The organism is Paraburkholderia youngii (assembly GCF_013366925.1).
GTDB lineage: Bacteria > Pseudomonadota > Gammaproteobacteria > Burkholderiales > Burkholderiaceae > Paraburkholderia > Paraburkholderia youngii.
In genome coordinates this window covers 2,639,147-2,657,592 of the sequence record NZ_JAALDK010000001.1, presented here as the reverse complement: position 1 = coordinate 2,657,592, position 18,446 = coordinate 2,639,147, and the positions used below count along the sequence as shown (strand labels likewise).

At 62.5% G+C, this 18,446-nt stretch carries 15 protein-coding genes; 3 read left to right on the top strand and 12 right to left on the bottom strand.

Annotated elements, in window-relative coordinates; translation table 11 throughout:
* Nucleotides 1-125: 125 nt before the first annotated feature.
* Nucleotides 126-998: an AraC family transcriptional regulator gene (locus tag G5S42_RS12320; RefSeq protein ID WP_176106986.1), complete on the top strand. Its 873-nt coding sequence runs from the start codon at nucleotides 126-128 to the stop codon at nucleotides 996-998.
* A 355-nt stretch (nucleotides 999-1,353) separates the two neighbouring features.
* A complete protein-coding gene (locus tag G5S42_RS12315; protein WP_176106985.1) occupies nucleotides 1,354-2,718 on the top strand; it encodes an MFS transporter in 1,365 nt (454 codons plus the stop codon).
* 58 nt (nucleotides 2,719-2,776) lie between these two features.
* Here G5S42_RS12315 and G5S42_RS12310 read toward each other — a convergent pair whose 3' ends face one another.
* A complete protein-coding gene (locus G5S42_RS12310) occupies nucleotides 2,777-3,610 on the bottom strand; it encodes an AraC family transcriptional regulator (protein WP_176106984.1) in 834 nt (277 codons plus the stop codon).
* 45 nt (nucleotides 3,611-3,655) lie between these two features.
* Nucleotides 3,656-5,149 carry a DHA2 family efflux MFS transporter permease subunit gene (locus G5S42_RS12305; protein WP_176106983.1) on the bottom strand — a complete coding sequence of 498 codons (1,494 nt, stop codon included), beginning with the start codon at nucleotides 5,147-5,149 and terminating at the stop codon, nucleotides 3,656-3,658.
* A 315-nt stretch (nucleotides 5,150-5,464) separates the two neighbouring features.
* On the opposite strand from G5S42_RS12305, the gene G5S42_RS12300 reads away from it, so the two are divergent.
* Nucleotides 5,465-5,842 carry a hypothetical protein gene (locus G5S42_RS12300; RefSeq protein WP_176106982.1) on the top strand — a complete coding sequence of 126 codons (378 nt, stop codon included), beginning with the start codon at nucleotides 5,465-5,467 and terminating at the stop codon, nucleotides 5,840-5,842.
* 8 nt (nucleotides 5,843-5,850) lie between these two features.
* Here G5S42_RS12300 and G5S42_RS12295 read toward each other — a convergent pair whose 3' ends face one another.
* From G5S42_RS12295 to G5S42_RS12250, 10 genes are all read right to left on the bottom strand, one after another.
* On the bottom strand, nucleotides 5,851-7,074 hold the full coding sequence (locus tag G5S42_RS12295) for a dienelactone hydrolase family protein (protein WP_176106981.1): 1,224 nt from the start codon (nucleotides 7,072-7,074) through the stop codon (nucleotides 5,851-5,853).
* Nucleotides 7,075-7,107: 33 nt separating this feature from the next.
* The gene (locus G5S42_RS12290; protein WP_176106980.1) at nucleotides 7,108-8,748 is read right to left on the bottom strand and encodes an AMP-binding protein; all 1,641 of its coding nucleotides are present in this window, start codon (nucleotides 8,746-8,748) and stop codon (nucleotides 7,108-7,110) included.
* Between the two features lie 84 nt (nucleotides 8,749-8,832).
* Complete coding sequence (locus G5S42_RS12285; RefSeq protein WP_176106979.1) at nucleotides 8,833-9,231, bottom strand: RidA family protein; 399 nt, start codon at nucleotides 9,229-9,231, stop codon at nucleotides 8,833-8,835.
* Complete coding sequence (locus G5S42_RS12280; protein WP_176106978.1) at nucleotides 9,231-9,671, bottom strand: acyl-CoA thioesterase; 441 nt, start codon at nucleotides 9,669-9,671, stop codon at nucleotides 9,231-9,233. Before G5S42_RS12280 ends, G5S42_RS12285 begins: the two co-directional genes overlap by 1 nt.
* Nucleotides 9,668-10,879 (bottom strand): acyl-CoA dehydrogenase family protein, encoded by a 1,212-nt coding sequence (locus G5S42_RS12275; protein ID WP_176106977.1) that lies wholly within the window; start codon nucleotides 10,877-10,879, stop codon nucleotides 9,668-9,670. Before G5S42_RS12275 ends, G5S42_RS12280 begins: the two co-directional genes overlap by 4 nt.
* A 1-nt stretch (nucleotide 10,880) precedes the next feature.
* Nucleotides 10,881-11,732 carry an enoyl-CoA hydratase family protein gene (locus G5S42_RS12270; RefSeq protein ID WP_176106976.1) on the bottom strand — a complete coding sequence of 284 codons (852 nt, stop codon included), beginning with the start codon at nucleotides 11,730-11,732 and terminating at the stop codon, nucleotides 10,881-10,883.
* Nucleotides 11,733-11,751: 19 nt separating this feature from the next.
* A complete protein-coding gene (locus G5S42_RS12265) occupies nucleotides 11,752-12,306 on the bottom strand; it encodes a MarR family winged helix-turn-helix transcriptional regulator (protein WP_176106975.1) in 555 nt (184 codons plus the stop codon).
* Nucleotides 12,303-13,076, bottom strand: a complete 774-nt coding sequence (locus tag G5S42_RS12260; protein ID WP_176106974.1) for an SDR family NAD(P)-dependent oxidoreductase — start codon at nucleotides 13,074-13,076, stop codon at nucleotides 12,303-12,305. Before G5S42_RS12260 ends, G5S42_RS12265 begins: the two co-directional genes overlap by 4 nt.
* Entirely contained in the window at nucleotides 13,073-15,457 is a 2,385-nt protein-coding gene (locus G5S42_RS12255) for a bifunctional salicylyl-CoA 5-hydroxylase/oxidoreductase (protein ID WP_176106973.1), read from the bottom strand. The genes G5S42_RS12260 and G5S42_RS12255 overlap by 4 nt, the downstream gene beginning before the upstream one ends.
* A gap of 283 nt (nucleotides 15,458-15,740) precedes the next feature.
* Nucleotides 15,741-18,278 (bottom strand): DUF3772 domain-containing protein, encoded by a 2,538-nt coding sequence (locus G5S42_RS12250; RefSeq protein WP_176110498.1) that lies wholly within the window; start codon nucleotides 18,276-18,278, stop codon nucleotides 15,741-15,743.
* Nucleotides 18,279-18,446 lie beyond the last annotated feature (168 nt).

Sequence of the window (18,446 nt, the reverse complement as noted above, 5' to 3'; positions counted from 1 at the left end):
GCAAAGGAATAAGTTTACGCAGATTCTCCAGGCTCGGCAGCGAGCCAATCGAAGATCGAGCAAGTCCGGCTAGGTAAGATGTGTCCAACCTCGGCGACCATATCGGAACTCGCCCGATCCAGACCATGCTAACTCACACGGACGCCACCGCCGCTTACGCTAAACGCTTCGAAACCGTTCTCGCCTATATCGACGCAAACCTCGAGGGTGATCTGTCGGTCGACGCGCTAAGCCGTATCGCAAACTTCTCGATGTTTCATTTCCATCGACAGTTTGTCGCGTATGTCGGCGTGCCCGTCGCACGCTACGTGCAGTTGATGCGCTTGCGTCGCGCGGCTCACCGCCTCGCGTCGCGGGCGTCGTGCTCGGTTCTCGATGCCGCGCTCGACGCCGGCTTCGACAGTCCCGAAGCCTTCAGCCGCGCGTTCAAGCGTGCGTTCGGCATGGCGCCGAGCGCGTTTCGACGGCATCCAGCATGGCAGTTCTGGAGTGCGAGTTTTATTGTTCCCTATCTTTCAAGGAGACTGACCATGCAAGTGAAAATCGTCGATTTTGCGGAAACCCGGGTTGCCGCGCTCGAGCATTGTGGTTCACCTGGACTCGTCAACGAGAGTGCGCGCAAGTTCATCGATTGGCGTGTTCAAAGCGGACAATCGCCGGTGGGGTCGAGCAGGACCTTCGGCATCCCGCACGGCAATCCGGACACCGTGCCAGCGGAGGAATTCCGCTTCGATATCTGCGGAGAGATCGACGAGCCGGTCGCACCCAATCGCTATGGCGTGCGCGAACTCGTCATGCCGGGCGGACGGTGCGCAGTGGTGCGACACACGGGATCGACCGATCACATCGGCGAGACGATCTACCCGATCTATCGCGACTGGCTGCCTTCGAGTGGAGAAGAGTTGCGAGATCATCCGCTGTTTTTCCACTACCTGAGCGTCTATCCTGAGACGCCAGTCGATCAATGGCAGACGGATATCTACATTCCGTTGGTGTGACTAGGGGAACGGAGGCGATGAGCATATGAGATGCCTAACCGTTCTGCGCGTGGTCTCCGAAGTTTGGGTTCATTCGGGCTCCGATCCAATTTTCGCGTCGGTATCAATTGCATTGAAGCGATGATTGACGGATTGTAGATGCGGCAAAAAATGCAATTGCGGAATGTATCTTGGAAACAAAGCCCCGATCTCTGCGAATAATGGTGCAGATACGGGTTTTCATCGATCCAGGCTCTCGGCCATGACAGAAGCCGAAAGGCGGTTCCGCTTTCGGCATCTCGCCTAATCACCGGAACCACCCAATACCCTGGGTGTCAACTGAGGATGTCACCCGTCCATTTTGGGGAGATATCAAATGGCTGCCACGCAATCTGGGGCTATGCCCCTCTCCGGTGAGGAGGCACGGCGCCAGTTGCGCCGCGCTGTCATCGCCAGCACGATTGGTACCACGATCGAATGGTATGACTTCTTCCTGTACAGCACGGTCACTGGTCTGGTATTCGCGAAGCTGTTTTTTCCTGAATCGGACCCGCTCGTCGGCACACTCCAGGCTTTTCTGATTTACGCCGTCGGCTTTATCGCGCGGCCGGTGGGCGCGGCGATTTTCGGCCACTATGGCGATCGCATCGGACGTAAAGCAACGTTGATCGTGACGCTATTGCTGATGGGAGTCGCGACATTCGCCGTCGGCTTCGTTCCGACCTACGCGTCGATCGGCATCTGGGGGGCGATCGCGCTCACGGCTCTGCGCTTTATTCAGGGTGTGGGCGTGGGAGGCGAGTGGGGCGGTTCTGTGCTGATGTCGATGGAATGGGCACGCACCAACAAGCACCGTGGTTTCGTCGCGTCGTGGCCGCAGTTCGGCGTACCGGCGGGATTGTTCGTCGCGAATCTGGTGGTACTGGCCACCAGTCGGATCTCCGGTAGCGCATTTCTCACGTGGGGCTGGCGAGTGCCGTTTTTCCTCAGTATTGCGCTGGTCGCGATTGGCCTTTATATCCGCTTGAGTATCCTCGAGACGCCGATCTTCGCGAAGCTTCTCGCTGAGCGCAGGATCGAAAAGGCGCCAATGCGTGAAGTCTTGCGCCGGCAGCCGAAAGACATTCTTCTGTCGGCTCTTGCGCGTATGGCCGAACAGGCGCCTTTCTATATTTTCACGGCTTTTATCTTCACCTATGGCGTGATGAGTCTGGGCGTTACACGCGATCTGTTGCTCACCGCGGTGCTGGCTGCTTCGGTGCTGGAATTCTTCACGATTCCGTTGTTCGGTCACGTGTCCGATCTGATCGGACGCCGACGCATGTACGTGATAGGCGCCGCTGCTGTCGGGCTATTCGGTTTCCTGTACTTCTTCATGGTCGGAACTCATAACCCGGGATGGATCTTCGCGGCGATCGTGCTTTCGCTGGTGCCGCACGCAATGATGTATGGTCCCCAAGCCGCGTTGATCGCAGAATCGTTCACGGGGCGCTTGCGCTACAGCGGCGCGTCGATGGGATACCAGTTGGCTTCCGTCATCGCTGGCGGTCCGGCACCGTTGATTGCGACCGCGCTTTATGCTTACTTCCATTCGGGATTTGCGGTGGCGTGGTATGTGTTCGTGTGTGCGGTGATTAGCGTGGCCGCCGCTATGCGATTGAGCGATTACACGAATAAGGACATTTCGCGGGAATACGACGACGTGCATGCATTGCATGATCGGGGACACGCCACTCCGTGATCGATCAGGCGGATGGCCGGTCGCAGCGGCCATCCGCGGCCATCCGCCGAATCAGGCATCAGCTTTTCAGCGGCAACCAGACTTCGACTCCACCCATTCCCGTCACCGGATCGAACTGCTCGCCATACCGTTCGAAGTGCGGTGCATCGGCAGGCACGTGCCCTGATGCGGGCAACCACTGATTCCAGATCGTATTCATCGTGCGACGAATGCCCGAGATGTGCTCGCGATGACTGAACACCGCATAGCGTTGTGCCGCGATGCGTACGCGACTCAGCTCCGGCGGCAATGCGGAAAAATCGCTGACTTCGACGCCGCACATATAGTCGAAGTTGCCCAATTCGTCGGCGTTATAGCCAACGCCATAAGCCACCTTGCCGACCTGTCCCGGCACCCTGCCGTACCAGGCGCCAAAGCGCTGCCATTGAGAGGGAATCGCCTTGCTGGTCTCGCACGTATAGCGCTCGCTCAGTCCAGCGATGAGAAGCGGCTTGCCGTCTTCGAAGCGCGGCGGTTCCAGATGGGTCAGAAGGGTTTCGTCCATTTTGATCGGCTCCACGATGCTCAGGTTGTCGAGATGACCCCGCGCGCGCAGCGCATCGGGCGTGAGCCCGAACTGGTCGCGAAACGCGCGCGTGAATGCTTCGTGAGAGCCGTAGCCGGCGTCGAGGGCGACCGCGAGGATGTCGGGCGCACCATCCGCGAGACGTCGTGCGGCCTCGCTCAAACGCCGTGCGCGAACGTAGCGCATCACCGGCATCCCGGTGGCCGCTTCGAACGCGCGGGCGAGGTGAAAGCGCGATACGCAGCCACCGCGGGCGATGTCGTCGAGCGTCAATTCGCCCGCGAAGTGGCTTTCGATATACCAGAGCGCTTTTCCAACCGGGTTCATCTCAGTTCTCATGTCAGCATGAAGCCAGCATAGTCAGCGGCGAACTCAGGCATTTGATCGTGCTTGCTGTTTTGCAGTCGCGGCGGAGGGCCGGGCCGACTCCACCACGTCACTCTGCGCGCCCGCAGCGCCGCCCGCCTGCCCCGGCCGCAGCAACAGCCCACCCAGCACGCCGGCCGCCGCCGCAAAGACCGCCCCAAACAGAAACGCGACGTGATACCCGCTGTTCAGCGCGGCCGCCGCGCTCGACGACGCCTGCATTGCCTCACTACGCGCCGCGGCAAGGCTCGCGAGCACCGCGAGCCCGAGCGCCCCGCCCATCATGAACGACGTATTGACGATGCCCGACGCGAGGCCCGAATCGGCGGGATCTACATCGCTCATCGCGGCGAGCAGCAGCGGGTTGAATGCGATGCCGGCGCCGAAGCCGAGCAGCAACATGCCGGGCAACACGTCGGGGACGAAGCTGCCGCCGACGGGCGCGCGCGCGAACAGCGCGAGCCCGCATGCAGCGATCAGCAGGCCCGCCGCGAGCGGCCCGCGCAGCCCGAAGCGCATCACCACACGCGCCGACAATCCCAGCGAAAAGAGTCCCATGATCAGATTCGCGGGCAGAAACGCGAGCCCCACCTGCAACGGCCGGTACCCGAGCACGCGCTGCAGATACAGCGCCGAAATAAAGAACCACGCGAACATCGCGGCCGCCCACAACACGCCGACCACGTTCGCGGTCGCGACATTGCGCAAACGCAGCAGACCGAGTGGCATCAACGGATGTTCGACTCTCGCCTCGATTGCGAGGAACACCGCAAGCAGTGCGAGCGCGACGCACAGCAGGCCGAGAGTTTGCGCAGAAGTCCAGCCCGCTTCGTTGCCGTTGACGATTGCATAGACCGCCAGCATCAGCGATGCGGTCACGCTGAGCGCACCGGCCACGTCGAGCCGTTCGCCGTGCGCGTGTCCGCGCGCGGCGGGCAAGAGCGCGAGGCACAGCGCGTACACCGCAATGCCGATCGGCAGGTTGACCAGAAAGATCCAGTGCCAGCTCAGCAGATTGGTGAGCAGTCCGCCGAGCAGCACGCCGATGCTGCCGCCGCCCGCGCAGACGAAGCCATACACGCCCATCGCTTTCGCGCGTTCACCGGGTTCGGTGAACAGATTCATGATCAGCGACAACGAGACCGCCGAGACGATCGCACCACCCAGGCCCTGCACGCCGCGCGCGGCGACCAGCAGCACTTGCGAATTCGCGAGGCCGCAGGCGAGCGAAGCGAGCGTGAAGAGCGTAATGCCGCACAGGAACAGCTTGCGGTGTCCGTACAGATCGCCAAGCCGTCCCCCGAGCAGCAGACAGCCGCCGAACGTCAGCATGTAGGCGTTGACGACCCATACGAGGGAGGTTTCGCTAAAGCCGAGATCGGTGGCGATGGACGGCAGCGCGACGTTCACGATGGTCGTGTCGAGCACGATCATCAGCACGCCGAGGCAGAGCACGATCAGTGCGAGCCAACGTTGCTTGCCGTGGAGGGAGTGGGTCATGCGGGTGCCCCTTTACGCGGATTTACGCGGATTCGGTCGATCACCGACGATGGGTTTTCGAGTCTAGCATCCGCGCATTTCGCGTCCAACTACGAAATCCTGGGCGGCAGCTCTTCGGATCGCGCCCATAACGCTTGATCTCGTAGGGGACGCCGTGTTTCTTCGAGCCGCCCGCGGTGATGGTTGGCGACGTGTACTACCCGGTTCACAATAAGGACTTTAGAGAGTAGTCAATAAAACACAACGAGGAGGTGACCGCGTGATCTATTCGGATCGAAAGTTTGTTCGAATCGACCCACCGATCAAGGTGTACTTGTGAAACACGGGCGATCGATCGGATTGGCTGCGGTAGTGCTTGCAATGATGTTTGCCGTACTTCTCGTCGCGACGCACACCGATACCGGGAATGCGAGCGAGTGCATCAAAAGCACGTCAAAGAACGGCCGCTACATTGCAGAGCGATGCCTGCTCCAATGGCGAGGCGGCAACGACCCGGACTATCGCGGTCAGGTCTACGACGCTGTCTCAGGCAAACTGCTGGTGCGCCGAACCTTCAGCACGCCCGTTCCTGAATTGATTTGGCTGGACGACGAAGGCGTTTCATTTTCTCGTGGCGACGACGACGCGTCGTTTGTAAAACTGCCGCCGTCATTCTATGACCGGATGATCGCCCGATTTTCATCGAGGGAATGACCACATCCTCAAACCTTAGACTTACCCCCCATCAACCCATTCGACGGCAAAGTCTCATCCAGCAACTTCCTCGCACTCTCAATCCCCGCCACCGGCAAACCCTCCGGATCGAGCAACCCCACCTGCACGAGCACCGAAGCCTGATCCCAATAGATGTGCTCGTTATAAAGCTTGTCACCGCGGAAGCACACCACGGCGAGCATCGGCACCTCGAAGTACTTGCCGGTCGGCGCGACGCCCGGCAGCAGCCAGTCGATCTCGCAGCTATGCGTGCAACTGAAAATGAACTCATCGACGACGCGATCCGAGCCGATCGTGCGTGAAATCGGGATCAGCTTCGTATCGGGCGGATTCGAGTTGACGAAATGATGCGTGTAAAAGCGCTTCAGATTGTCATGCCCGACACCGCCCGTCATCGTCGGAACATGATTGACGTAGGGCTCGGCGACCATCGTCGGCATCACCGCATCGACGTCGCGTGTCGCGAACTCGTGATAGCAATGCGCTTCCCACAGCGCGTTCAGATCGTAGACTGGACCGAGCACCTTGCGCAGCAGCGCGAGCGTGCGCGAGTACGCCATCATCGCGGCCGGCTTGTCGTACTGCTTGCGCTGCGGCGCGGCGAACGCGTGATCGCAGCCGGGATACACGTATTGCTCGATCTGCGGCCGCGTACGCAGTGCGGCGCCAATGCGTTCGCGCGTTTCGGGCGGACAGTGCGCGTCGTTTTCAGGGAAGTGGAACACCATCGGGCAGTTGATTGCCGATACTTCGTCGAGATGCGCGTCAAGCCCCACGCCGTAATAGCTGACCGCGCAATCGACTTCGGTGCGCGCCGCGCTCAAAAACGCGAGCTTGCCGCCGAGGCAGTAGCCGACCACGCCCACCTTACCAGCCTGCTCGGGCAGTTCGCGCAACGTGGCGATCGTGGCGGCGATGTCCTTCACGGCGACATCCGTATCGAACTGCCCCAGATAGCCGAGCGCCTGTTTCATATCGGCGTCGCCGTAGCCAAGCGAAATGCCCGGCTTGATGCGCCAGAACAGATCGGGCACGAGCACGACGTAGCCTTCTTCGGCGTAGCGATCGGCGGTCGCCTTCATCGTGTCATTGACGCCGAAGATTTCCTGCAGCAGCACGAGCCCCGGGCCCGAGCCCTGCGCGGGGCGCGCGACGTAAGCGTTGAAACGGCCGCCATCGTGGGCGACGACTTCGATGAAAGAGCCGGCCATGCGGTCTGTCTCCAGTCTTATGATAGATACGGGTTACGTCATCATGCGCAACTCGAAACGTTTGAGCTTGCCCGTTTCGGTGCGCGGTAGCGCGCCGACGAACGTGATGACGCGCGGATATTTATACGGCGCGACGTTATTCTTAACGAAATCCTGCAGTTGCGCGACCAGTTTATCGTCGGCCGTGTAGCCGGGGTTCACCACGACGAAGGCCCGCACGATCTGCCCGCGCGTTTCGTCGGGCACGCCGATCACGCCGCATTCGGCTACCGCCTCGTGCTGCATCAGCACGCTTTCCACCTCGGGGCCGGAAATGTTGTAGCCGGCCGACACGATCATGTCGTCGGCGCGCGCCTGGTAGAACACGTAGCCGTCCGCGTCCAGATAGACCGAATCGCCCGGCAGGTTCCAGCCATCGCGCACGAAGCGCAACTGTCTGTCGTCGGCCAGATAGCGGCAGCCGGTCGGGCCGCGCACTGCGAGCTTGCCGATCGTGCCGGGCGGCACGGGTTGCATGTCGTCGTCGACGGCTTGCACGACGTAGCCCGGCACCGCGCGGCCGATCGCGTGAGGCCGGATCTCCGCGCCTTGCGACGAAACGAAGATGTGGATCAGCTCGGTGCCGCCGATGCCGTCGATCATGTCGATGCCAGTCGCGTCGCGCCACAGACTCCGCGTCGAATCGGGCAGCGCCTCGCCGGCCGACACGGTCTTCTTCAGCGACGACACGTCGTGTTGCGCGACGAGCGGCGCCATCTGCCGATAGAACGTCGGCGCGGTGAACATCACGGTCGCATGAAAACGTTCGACCACGTCGAGCAAGGTCTGCGGCGTGAGCTTTTCGACGAGCACCGTCGACGCACCGACGCGCAGCGGAAAGCACAGCAGGCCGCCGAGCCCGAACGTGAACGCGAGCGGCGGCGTGCCGCAGAAGATGTCGCTCGCGGAAGGCTTCAGCACATGACGCGGGAACAGATCGCACATCGCGATCATGTCGCGATGGAAATGCATGCAGCCTTTCGGCGCGCCGGTCGTGCCGCTCGTGAACGCGATCAGGCAGACGTCGTCGGCGGCGGTGTCGCATGCGGTGAAGTCCTCTGGCTTGTTGGCGGCGAGCGTCTCGAGCGAATCGGCGGAATCGTCGTGAAAGCGGCGCGTCTGCTTCAGCACTGCGCAGTAGAACTCGTCGCGCGGATTCGTGCAGCGCTCGAGTTCCGCTGTCAGGCGCGCGTCGCAAAGCGCGGCGCTGACCTGCGCTTTCTCGATGATCTGCTTGAGTTCCTTCGCGCGCAGCAGCGGCATGGTCGGCACCACGACGAGCCCCGCCTTCAGCGCCGCGAGTGTGGCGACGGCCATCTGCAACGTGTTCGGTCCACGCAGCAGCACGCGGTTGCCGGGCCGCAAGCCCATTTCATCGACGAGCACATGGGCGCTGCGGTTGACCAGCGCGAGCAGTTCGCCGTACGTGGTTGCTTGCGGCTTGCCATGGACGTCTGACCAGATCGCCGGCCGGTCGCGATGTCCGGCCTCGATGGTCCGCTCCAGCAGTTCGGTCGCGCAGTTCAGCCGCGGCGGATAGGCGACGTCCGGATTGTCGAGCAGAAAGACGGGCCATTGATCCTGCGGCGGAAGATTGTCGCGCGCGAAAGTATCGACGTGTGCTGACGGTTCCATCATGGTCTCCCGGGGCGTTGAGCCGGAAAATGCGCTTCGTTCGGTGTGAAGGGCTTGCCTGTGCGTTCGATACCTGTATGACGTTCAGTGCGGAATCACCGCGGTGGCTTCGATCTCGACCTTCGCGCGGTCTTCCATCAGCGCGACGACCTGCACCGCGCTCATCGCGATGTCGTAGTCGCCGATCAGCTCGCGAAACACGCGGCCGATGTCCTTCAGCGATGCGAGGTACTCGCGCTTGTCGGTCACGTACCAGGTGAGGCGCACCAGATGTTCGGGCTTGCCTCCCGCTTCGCGCAGCACGGCAAGCAGATTCTTCAGCGCCTGCTCGGACTGCAGCGCGAAATCATCGGAATGGAACTGCGCCTGTTCGTCCCAGCCGATCTGGCCAGCGATGAACACCTGTGTGCCGCCGCTCGCCGCGACGCCGTTCGCATAGCCGCGCGGTTTGACCCAGCCGGCGGGAAGGAGAGCTTTTTTCATCAGCGCTGAGCCTCGATGGGGGAGGGCGATGGAGCGTACGCCGCGAGCGCGCTCGCGATGTCGCCGGGAAGATCGATCGATTTCGCGCTGTCGAACGACATGAACACGAGCACCTGTTTCGAACGAAAGCGCGTTTCGCCGTTGCAATGCCCGTGAATCTCGATGCCGATAGAACTGCGGCCGATGGTGTGGACCTCGAGCGTGAGCAGGATCGTTTCGCCCATCTGGCTCGGCCGCGAGAACTCGCAGTCGAGCTTGACGATCGGCAGGCCGATGCGGCGCCGCGCGATCATGTGCGCGTAGTCGATGCGCAGGCCCTCGTTGAACCAGTCTTCGACGAGCACGTTGGTGATCACGAGGTACTGCGGAAAGTACACGATGCCCGCGGGATCGCAGTGCGAGAAGCGGATGCGGACGGGCCGCTCGAACGATGTACTCATTGCGCGTTACCGTTCGCAGCGGCATGCGCCCTCAACAGATCGCGGCCGACGATCAACTGCTGCACTTCGGTCGCGCCTTCGTAAATGCGCAGCGCGCGGATCTCGCGGTACAGCATCTCGACCGCGCTGCCGCTTTGCACACCCATGCCGCCGTAAAGCTGTACGGCTGCGTCGATCACCTGCTGCGCGCCTTCGCTCGCGTGCCACTTCGCCATCGCGGCTTCGCGCGTGACGCTTTCGCCCTGGTCGCGCAGCCACGCGGCCCGATAGACGAGCAGCGCGCTGCTGTCGATCGTCAGCGCCATCTGCGCGAGCTTCGCCTGCGTCAACTGGAAGTCGCCGAGCGTCTGGCCAAACATCTTGCGCGACGCCGCGCGCGCGAGGCCTTCGGCCATCGCATGACGCGCGAAGCCGAGCGATGCGGCCGCCACCGACGTGCGAAAAATATCGAGCGTGCGCATTGCGATCTTGAAGCCTTCGCCGGGCGCGCCGAGCATCTGGCTCTTCGGCACGCGCGCGTTCGTGAAGCGCAGACGCGCGAGCGGATGCGGCGCGATCACGTCGATGCGCTCGGCGATGTCGAGGCCCGGCGTTTCTGCATCCACGATGAATGCGCTGATGCCGCGCGCGCCTGGTGCTTCGCCGGTGCGCGCGAACACCACGTAGAAGTCCGCGATTCCGCCGTTCGATATCCACGTCTTCTCGCCGTCGAGCACGTAGTGGTCGCCCTCTTCGCGTGCGGCCAGCGCCATCGCCGCGACGTCCGAGCCCGCTTGCGGCTCCGACAGCGCGAACGCGGCGATCGCCCGGCCGCTCGCGACGCGCGGCAGATAGCGCGATTTCTGCTCATGCGTGCCGGCGAGCGAGATCGCGCCCGAGCCGAGGCCTTGCATTGCCAGTGCGAAATCGGCGAGGCCGGAATAGCGCGCGAGCGTTTCGCGCAGCAGACACACCGCGCGCGTGTCGATCGTGTCGCCGTGGCCGCCATAAGCGACGCCGCCGACGCCGTATTTCAGCCAGCCGGCCTCACCGAGTTCCCGCACCAGCAGGCGGCAGGTCGCGTCGGTGTCGCCATGATCTTGATGCTTGAGATGCTCGCGGCACCACGCGTCGATGCCGGCCGCGAGTTGGCGATGACGCGGCTCGAAAAACGGCCACGCGAGCGGGTTATGCAAGTCGATCGGCGTGTTCTGATGGTCGGCGCTCAACTCAGTCTCCTTCGAACACCGGACGTGTCTTCGCCGCGAACGCGTCGTACGCGCGCTCGAAGTCGCGCGTGCCCATGCAGATCGCCTGCGCCTGCGCTTCGGATTCGATCGCTTCGTCGATGCTCATGCTCCATTCCTGGTGCAGCATCTTCTTCGTCATGCCGTGCGCGAAGGTCGGGCCGGACGCGAGATCGGCGGCGAGCTTGTGCGCTTCTTCGATGAGCGCGGCCGGGTCGCACAGGCGGTTGTAAAAGCCCCATGCGTGAGCTTCGTCGCCGCTTGCCGAGCGGCCGGTGAACAGCAGTTCGGCGGCGCGTCCCTGGCCGATGATGCGCGGCAGCATCGCGCATGCGCCCATGTCGCAACCGGCGAGGCCGACCCGCGTGAACAGGAACGCGAGCTTGCTGCGCGCGGTGCCGAGGCGCAGATCGGAAGCCATCGCGAGGATTGCGCCGGCGCCCGCGCAGACACCGTCGACGGCCGCGATGATCGGCTGCGGGCAATGGCGCATGGCCTTGACGAGGTCGCCGGTCATGCGCGTGAACAGCAACAGCTCGGGCATCGGCAGATCGATCAGCGGCGCGATGATGTCGTGCACGTCGCCGCCCGAGCAGAAGTTTTCGCCCGCGCCGTGCAGCACGACGGCTTTCACGTCGGTCGCGTACGCGAGGTCGCGGAACAGGTCGCGCAACTCCGCATACGATTCGAAGGTCAGCGGGTTCTTGCGCTCGGGGCGGTTCAGCGTGATCGTCGCGACCTTGCTGGTCACCGACCAGCCGAAGTGCTTCGCCTCGTAGCCCGCCAGGGTCAGGCGGTTGCCGGCCATCAGTGCGTCGGCGGTGGATCGTGTCATGTATGCCTCCAGTGCGAAGTCAGCCTTTCAGGCTGTCGAGCAGATGCCGCTTGAGTTTGCCGAGGTCCTGATGGGTCTTCATCTTTTCGTCGAGGCTCAGGCCGCCGAACATTTCGACGACCCATTGCTCGTGCGCGACGGCCATTTTGTCGAACGCCTTGCGGCCAGCCGTCGTCAGGCACACGCTGATCGAGCGGCGGTCGTTCGGGTCGGTATCGCGCGTGACGAGCCCCTCTTTTTCGAGCTGATCGGTGATGCCGGTGACGTTGCCGCCCGTCACCATCAAACGGCGCGACAGCTCGGTCATCTTCAGGCCTTCGGGATGTCGTTCGAGTTGCGCCATCAGATCGAAACGCGGCAACGTGGTGTCGAATTCGGTGCGCAGACGTTTGCGCAATTCGGCCTGCACGAGGTTGGTGGTGGTCAGCATGCGCAACCACAGACGCAGGCCCATATGGCTGTCCGCACCGGTGCTCATTTCGAGGTCCACGACGTTCTCCGCGGGTTGGGCGACGCCTTTGCGCGACGGTTTCGCATCCGCCGCCGACTTTTTTGCTTGTGTTGATTTGCTCACGTTACTTCCCCACCCGAAATGGAAATGGATTGCCCCGTGATCGCATCCGAGCCGGGGCGGCACAGCCACAACACCGCGTTCGCGACCTGCTCCGGACTCACGAAGCGGCGCTGCGGATTCGAGCGCAGCAGCGTGTCGCGCGCCTCGGCTTCGGTGCGCGAGGTCTTGCTCGTGATCTGTTGGAGCGATGCATGCAGCAGCTCGGTTTCGGTGTAGCCGGGGCACACGGCGTTGACGGTGATGCCGCGCGTCGCGGTTTCGAGCGCGAGCGAGCGCGTGAGACCGACCACGCCGTGCTTCGCGGCGCAATACGCGGCGACGTACGCATAGCCGATCTGCCCCGCGGTGCTTGCGACGTTGACGATACGGCCATAGCCACGCTCGAGCATGCCCGGCAGTACAGCGCGGGTGCCCAGAAACACGCCGGTCAGATTCACGTCGAGCATGCGCTGCCAGAGCGCGAGATCGGTGTGCGTGAACGGCGCGGCCTGCGCCTGCCCCGCGTTGTTGACGAGGATATCGACGGCGCCCGCCTCACCGAATGCGCGCGCCACCGACTCTTCTTGCGTGACGTCCATGCTGATGCACGCGACATCGCCGAGTGCCGCGCATTGTTCGCGCTGCGCTTCGAGGCGTTGTGCGTTGCGGCCCATCAGCGTGACGCGCGCGCCGGCGCGCAGCAGCGCCTGCGCGATGGCTGCGCCGATGCCGCTGCCGCCGCCGGTGACGACCGCGTGTTGGGCGGCGAGAGAGGTGTCTGACGTGTTCACACGGTTCCTTCGGCGCGTTGCGCGCGTTGTTGCGCCGTCAGGCCGGCGTTGGCGATGGCCTGCGCGCGCTCGCGTTCGAGGTTGCGTTCGAGCTGCATTTTCGCGGCGGTGTAGGGCTTCGGCCACGCGATGTCGAGATAGCCGATCTTCGCCGCTTCGTTCAACGTCCACGACGGATTCGCGAGATGCGGACGCGCGATCGCGCACAGGTCCGCGCGGCCCGCCGCGATGATGCTGTTCACGTGGTCCGCTTCGGAAATCGCGCCGACCGCGATCGTCGCGATGCCGGCTTCATTGCGCACGCGATCGGCGAACGGCGTCTGGAACATGCGGCCGAACACGGGCTTTTCTTCCTTGCTGACCTGGCCCGACGACACGTCGATCATGTCCGCGCCGGCGGCCTTGAACGCTTGCGCGATCTTCACGGCGTCGTCGGGCGTGTTGCCGCCTTCGACCCAATCGTGCGCGGAAATCCGCACCGAAATCGGCTTGTCCTGCGGCCACACCGCGCGGATCGCGCTGAATACCTGCAGCGGATAACGCAGACGGTTTTCGAGCGAGCCGCCGTATTCATCGGTACGGTGATTCGTCAGCGGCGACAGAAAGCTCGACAGGAAATAGCCGTGCGCGCAGTGCAATTCGAGCCAGTCGAAACCCGCTTCGATCGACATGCGCGTCGCCTTCACGAACTGCTGCTCGATTGCGCGCAGCTCTTCATGCGTGGCTTCCCGCGAATGCTGGCTGATGCCGCGCAGATACTGCTGCGGCGACGCCGAAACGAGCGGCCAGTTGCCTTCGTCGAGTGGCTGGTCGATGCCTTCCCACGCGACGCGCGTCGAACCTTTCGCGCCGGAGTGGCCGAGCTGGATGCCGATCTTCGCATCCGATTGGAGATGCACCAGATCGACGATGCGCTTCCACGCGGCCAGATGCTCGGGCGCGTACATGCCGGGGCATCCCGGCGTGATGCGCGCTTCGGGCGACACGCAGGTCATCTCGGTCATCACGAGCGCGGCGCCGCCCATTGCGCGCGCGCCGAGATGCATCAGGTGGTAGTCGCCTGCCACGCCATCTACCGCCGAGTACTGCGCCATCGGCGACACCATCACGCGATTCTTCAGCGTGACGCCGCGCACCTTGAAGGGCGTGAACATCGGCGGAATCGAATGTTTGTCCGCCGCGCGCTCGACGCCCGCGCGCTTCGCGAGCCAGTCTTCGAAGCCGGACAGATATTGCGAATCTCTCTCGCGCAGGTTCTCGTGCGAGATGCGCTGCGAGCGCGTGAGCAGCGAATAGGCGAACTGTTCCGGCTCGAACGACGTATAGCGATCGACGTGCTCGAACCATTCGGTCGAATTGCGCGCGGCGTTCTGGATGCGCAGCACGTCGACGCTGCGTACTTCGGCGTAGTGCTTCAACGCTGCAGCCAGATCGTCAGGATGCGAACCCGGATGCGCGCTGATGCTGTTCGCGAGTTCGATCGCGTCTTCCAGCGCGAGCTTGGTGCCAGAGCCGATCGAGAAGTGCGCGGTATGCGCCGCGTCGCCCATCAGCACGATCGGCGTTCGTGTGCCGTTCGCGTTGCGGCGCCAATGCACCCATTCCTTGTTGACGACGCGCGGAAAACGGATCCATTGCGACGAGCCGCGCAGATGCGCCGCGTTGGACATCAGCGCATTGCCGTCGAGGTACTTCGCGAACAGCTTCTCGCAGAACGCGATGCTGTCTTCCTTGCTCATTTCGTCGAGACCGGCGGCGCGCCATACGCGTTCCGGGGTTTCGACGATGAACGTCGAGGTTTGATCGTCGAAGCGGTAGGCGTGCGCCTGGAACCAGCCGAATTCGGTTTCCTCGAACGCGAACGTAAACGCGTCGAACAGCTTCTTCGTGCCGAGCCACACGAAGCGGCAGTCGCGCACGTCGATGTCCGGCTGATAGGTGTGCGCGTATTTCTGACGCACGGCGCTGTTCAGGCCGTCGCTCGCGATGATCAGGTCCGCGTCGTATGCGCTGTCGTCCACGACCTGGGTTTCGAACACGAGCTTCACGCCGAGTTCTTCGCAGCGCGCCTGCAGGATATTCAGCAGGCGTTTGCGACCGATGCCGCAAAAGCCGTGGCCCGACGAACGCACGCTGCGGCCGCGGAAGTGGATCTCGATGTCGTCCCAGTGATTGAACGCGTCGAGGATCGCCTCGGCGCTCGGGGCGTCGGCGGCGCGCAGATTGCCGAGCGTCTGGTCGGAGAACACGACGCCCCAGCCGAAGGTGTCGTAGGGGCGGTTGCGCTCGATCACCGTGACTTCATAGCCGGGGTTGCGCTTCTTCATCAACAGACCGAAGTACAAACCGGCCGGGCCGCCCCCGATACAGACTATGCGCATGCTGGTTCCCCAAAATGAACTCCGCGTTGAGATTAATTTAGGTTTTGATAGTTTAGATGTCAAGTAAATTTCGGGAGTGCCGGCATTGGCGGCTTCAGGCGATGTCGGGTATGCAACGTCCGTCGCCAGACAGTGCGGAGGCCGTTCCCCGCGCCTCAACCCGAAAGAACGGCGCCGCCCAGCGACGAGTGGAGTGTCGAGCAACAACAACCTGCGCAGGGCGTTTACTGGCGCTGATGGGTTTATGCAGGCCGGTCGACTGACAATCCTCGCAAGACCTGCGCTACGCCTCGACGCTGCTCGCAATATTTCGCGTGTTCGCCGATACGCTCGTTGTGCCGGCTGACGAAGAACTGCTATGGTGCGGTCCACCCGCAGCCGCCCCAAGCCCATTGGGGAGACAGCCGCGCGGTGAATGGATCAAAACCGTTCGTGGGTTCGACAAAGAGATGTCCGCGCCACGGAGCCGCTTGAGGATGGCGAACAGGAGTTCGCTTTTGGTGTCGGCAGCGATCCTGGGGCTCCTCACATGCCCCGTAACGGTGAGCGTAATGCCTTCGGGCGTCAACTGACTGAACATGACGGATGGCGCCGGATGTGCCAGAACCGAAGGATGATCCCTGTAAGCATCGAGAAGAATGTCGCGGACTTGCTCCGGGTCGACGTCGAGGGCGAACGTGAGCACCAGGGAGGCGATACCCTGTGTGGTGTTTCCCATCGTGACGTTGCGCACGTTCTGCGAGATGAGCTGTGAGTTCGGCACGATCACAGTCGACTTGTCCGCAAGCTGGATCTGGGTGGCACGCACGCTAATGCGCCGTATGTCTCCCTCGATGCCGGCGATACTGATCATGTCGCCCACCTTCACCGGCCGCTCCGCGAGCAAGATTAGTCCGGAAATAAAGTTCTTTACGATTTCCTGCAGACCGAAACCGATTCCTACCGACAACGCACTGACTATCCACGCAAGGTTGTGCCATCTGACGCCTAGCACCGACAACGACTGCAGCATGACGAGCACGTAACCGATGTTCGCAAACAGTGTGAGCAGCGACGCCCGCATTCCGGGACTCATTTCCGTCTTAGGCAGCAACTCCCTGTCGAACCATTTGCGCACGGACCGCACCAGATATATTCCGACGCCGGCCGTGAGCACGGCGCTAAAGATGTGAGCGGGGACGATATTGAGCGCACGCAGCCGGTCGCCGCCCAGCACCTCCAGAATGCTGTCGATCAGATCCGCGGGCGTTGTTCCGAGACCGCCTGTGAGCAGCGCAACGACTGCAGCGACGATGAGTGCGCTTCGGAGAACCCCGGTAAGCACTGTCGAAATCTGCGCGAGATGGGCGTTTTCGAGGCCAAACAGATGCTTGATCGTATTACCGCTTGCATGCGTCGGCAAAAAGATGCTTTCGCATACATCGCGCGTAAGCATCACCAGAAAATAGAGACTGCACAGAACGATATAGAACCACACGAGTTCGTAGGTCAGGAAACGCGCAACGGAAATGTATCCGAAGACCAATGCAGCCAGGGCGCCCACTACGACAACGCAGACAGCAGCGTGAATCAGACCGGCAACTGTTGACCGACCTTCCGGCGAATTTCCGGCTGCGGCCAGAGCGGTACGTACCCGGTTCGCATGAAGCAACGAAGCGCCGATGGCCAACGCGACGATCAACGCGACCAGACCGCGAGTGAAAATCGTGATTTGAAGGCTGGTGTCCACCGCTCTGTTGATCTGCTCTATCGCCCCTGAAAACAGCAGGAGCGCGGCCAATGTCCGTGGAAAAGATCTGAGCGCCTGCGCCACAGGATCAGCGATAGCAGGCAGGCGCCAGGTAGGATGCTCTGTACACAGGAACGCCCTGCCAAGTGCGAGGATCAACGCACAATTGACGATGTGCTTGACAAGCTCGTCAGTGAAGGTCTGCAGGGCGGGCGACAAGCTTTGTCGACCGCCAATGGCCACGCCGACCAGGTGTATTGCAACCACAGTGGTCGCAAGCGTCGCAAGTACGGTCGATATCGCGAAAGCACTGCGGCGCAGCCGTCCTTCCGGCAGACGGCGAACGCAAACCCATCCTAGCGTTCGCTCAAGAAGGCTGGCACCGACTGTTGCGCAGGCTACCGCGGCCAGAAGGATCGTGGTGGCGAGGAAGCGTCCCGGTTGCCACATCGATTGCATCTGCTTTTCGACCTGCTTTCCAAGCGCTCGCAGACTCTGATAGTCAGCCGCTTCCGGGTGAACCATGGGTGTCCAGAATGCAGTGCTCAGAATGCTGTCGGTGCGGAGCGCCAGTTGGTCTTTCAGATGTTCGTGGAGCAATCGTCCGATCTGTGCATCGACGTTGGCCAGATCGCCCTTAATGCTTCGCGCCTGCCTGAGCTGCGCACCAAGCCGCGCTTGCTGCGCCGTGAGGGCGTCGCGTTGTTGGGCGACGGCGGGTGTTTCCGGCCTTGCACCGGCGAGGGGTGCCGCGCCGAGCAAATCGAGCTGCGCGTGCGTCCGTTCAAGCTCGGGCTGCAGCGAGGTTTCGACCAATTTGTCGACGTCGTCGACTATGCGCCGGCTCAGCGAGTCCAGTTTGATCAGTTCGGCATCACCGGTTGCCCTCGACGCTCGCTGCCTGAGCGCGTCTTCCTTGGCCTGAAGCGCATTGAGTGCTTCCGCCGGCTCAGAACCCACACCAGCGATGGGCGCGGCGTAGTCGCGGTCAGCCCCGGCAGGCGGACCGCCCGCCGAGCATGCTACGGCCGGGACGAGGGCCCACAACGCAAGAACGATGACGCGGAAAGTGACCAGAAGTACTTGTCGCATGGCTCGGGAAGGAGACGGGCGAAACGTCATTGCCTGCCTCATGGCGCAGCAGGTGCCATCCGCCGATGTGCCCATGCCGGTAGCGCAGGAGACGTTCGCTGTCCGATATCTAAAGTGATTAGTATATCATCGGTGATATGTAAACCATAATTGTAGCGAACTCGCGCC

What these genes read in the sequence shown, in the direction of transcription:
- G5S42_RS12320 (WP_176106986.1), top strand. Translation starts at nt 126, where the DNA reads ATGCTAACTCACACGGACGCCACCGCCGCTTACGCTAAACGCTTCGAA.
- G5S42_RS12290 (WP_176106980.1), bottom strand. Translation starts at nt 8,748, where the DNA reads ATGGAACCGTCAGCACACGTCGATACTTTCGCGCGCGACAATCTTCCG.
- G5S42_RS12280 (WP_176106978.1), bottom strand. Translation starts at nt 9,671, where the DNA reads ATGAGTACATCGTTCGAGCGGCCCGTCCGCATCCGCTTCTCGCACTGC.
- G5S42_RS12250 (WP_176110498.1), bottom strand. Translation starts at nt 18,278, where the DNA reads ATGCGACAAGTACTTCTGGTCACTTTCCGCGTCATCGTTCTTGCGTTG.
- G5S42_RS12285 (WP_176106979.1), bottom strand. Translation starts at nt 9,231, where the DNA reads ATGAAAAAAGCTCTCCTTCCCGCCGGCTGGGTCAAACCGCGCGGCTAT.
- G5S42_RS12255 (WP_176106973.1), bottom strand. Translation starts at nt 15,457, where the DNA reads ATGCGCATAGTCTGTATCGGGGGCGGCCCGGCCGGTTTGTACTTCGGT.
- G5S42_RS12310 (WP_176106984.1), bottom strand. Translation starts at nt 3,610, where the DNA reads ATGAACCCGGTTGGAAAAGCGCTCTGGTATATCGAAAGCCACTTCGCG.
- G5S42_RS12295 (WP_176106981.1), bottom strand. Translation starts at nt 7,074, where the DNA reads ATGGCCGGCTCTTTCATCGAAGTCGTCGCCCACGATGGCGGCCGTTTC.
- G5S42_RS12270 (WP_176106976.1), bottom strand. Translation starts at nt 11,732, where the DNA reads ATGACACGATCCACCGCCGACGCACTGATGGCCGGCAACCGCCTGACC.
- G5S42_RS12315 (WP_176106985.1), top strand. Translation starts at nt 1,354, where the DNA reads ATGGCTGCCACGCAATCTGGGGCTATGCCCCTCTCCGGTGAGGAGGCA.
- G5S42_RS12305 (WP_176106983.1), bottom strand. Translation starts at nt 5,149, where the DNA reads ATGACCCACTCCCTCCACGGCAAGCAACGTTGGCTCGCACTGATCGTG.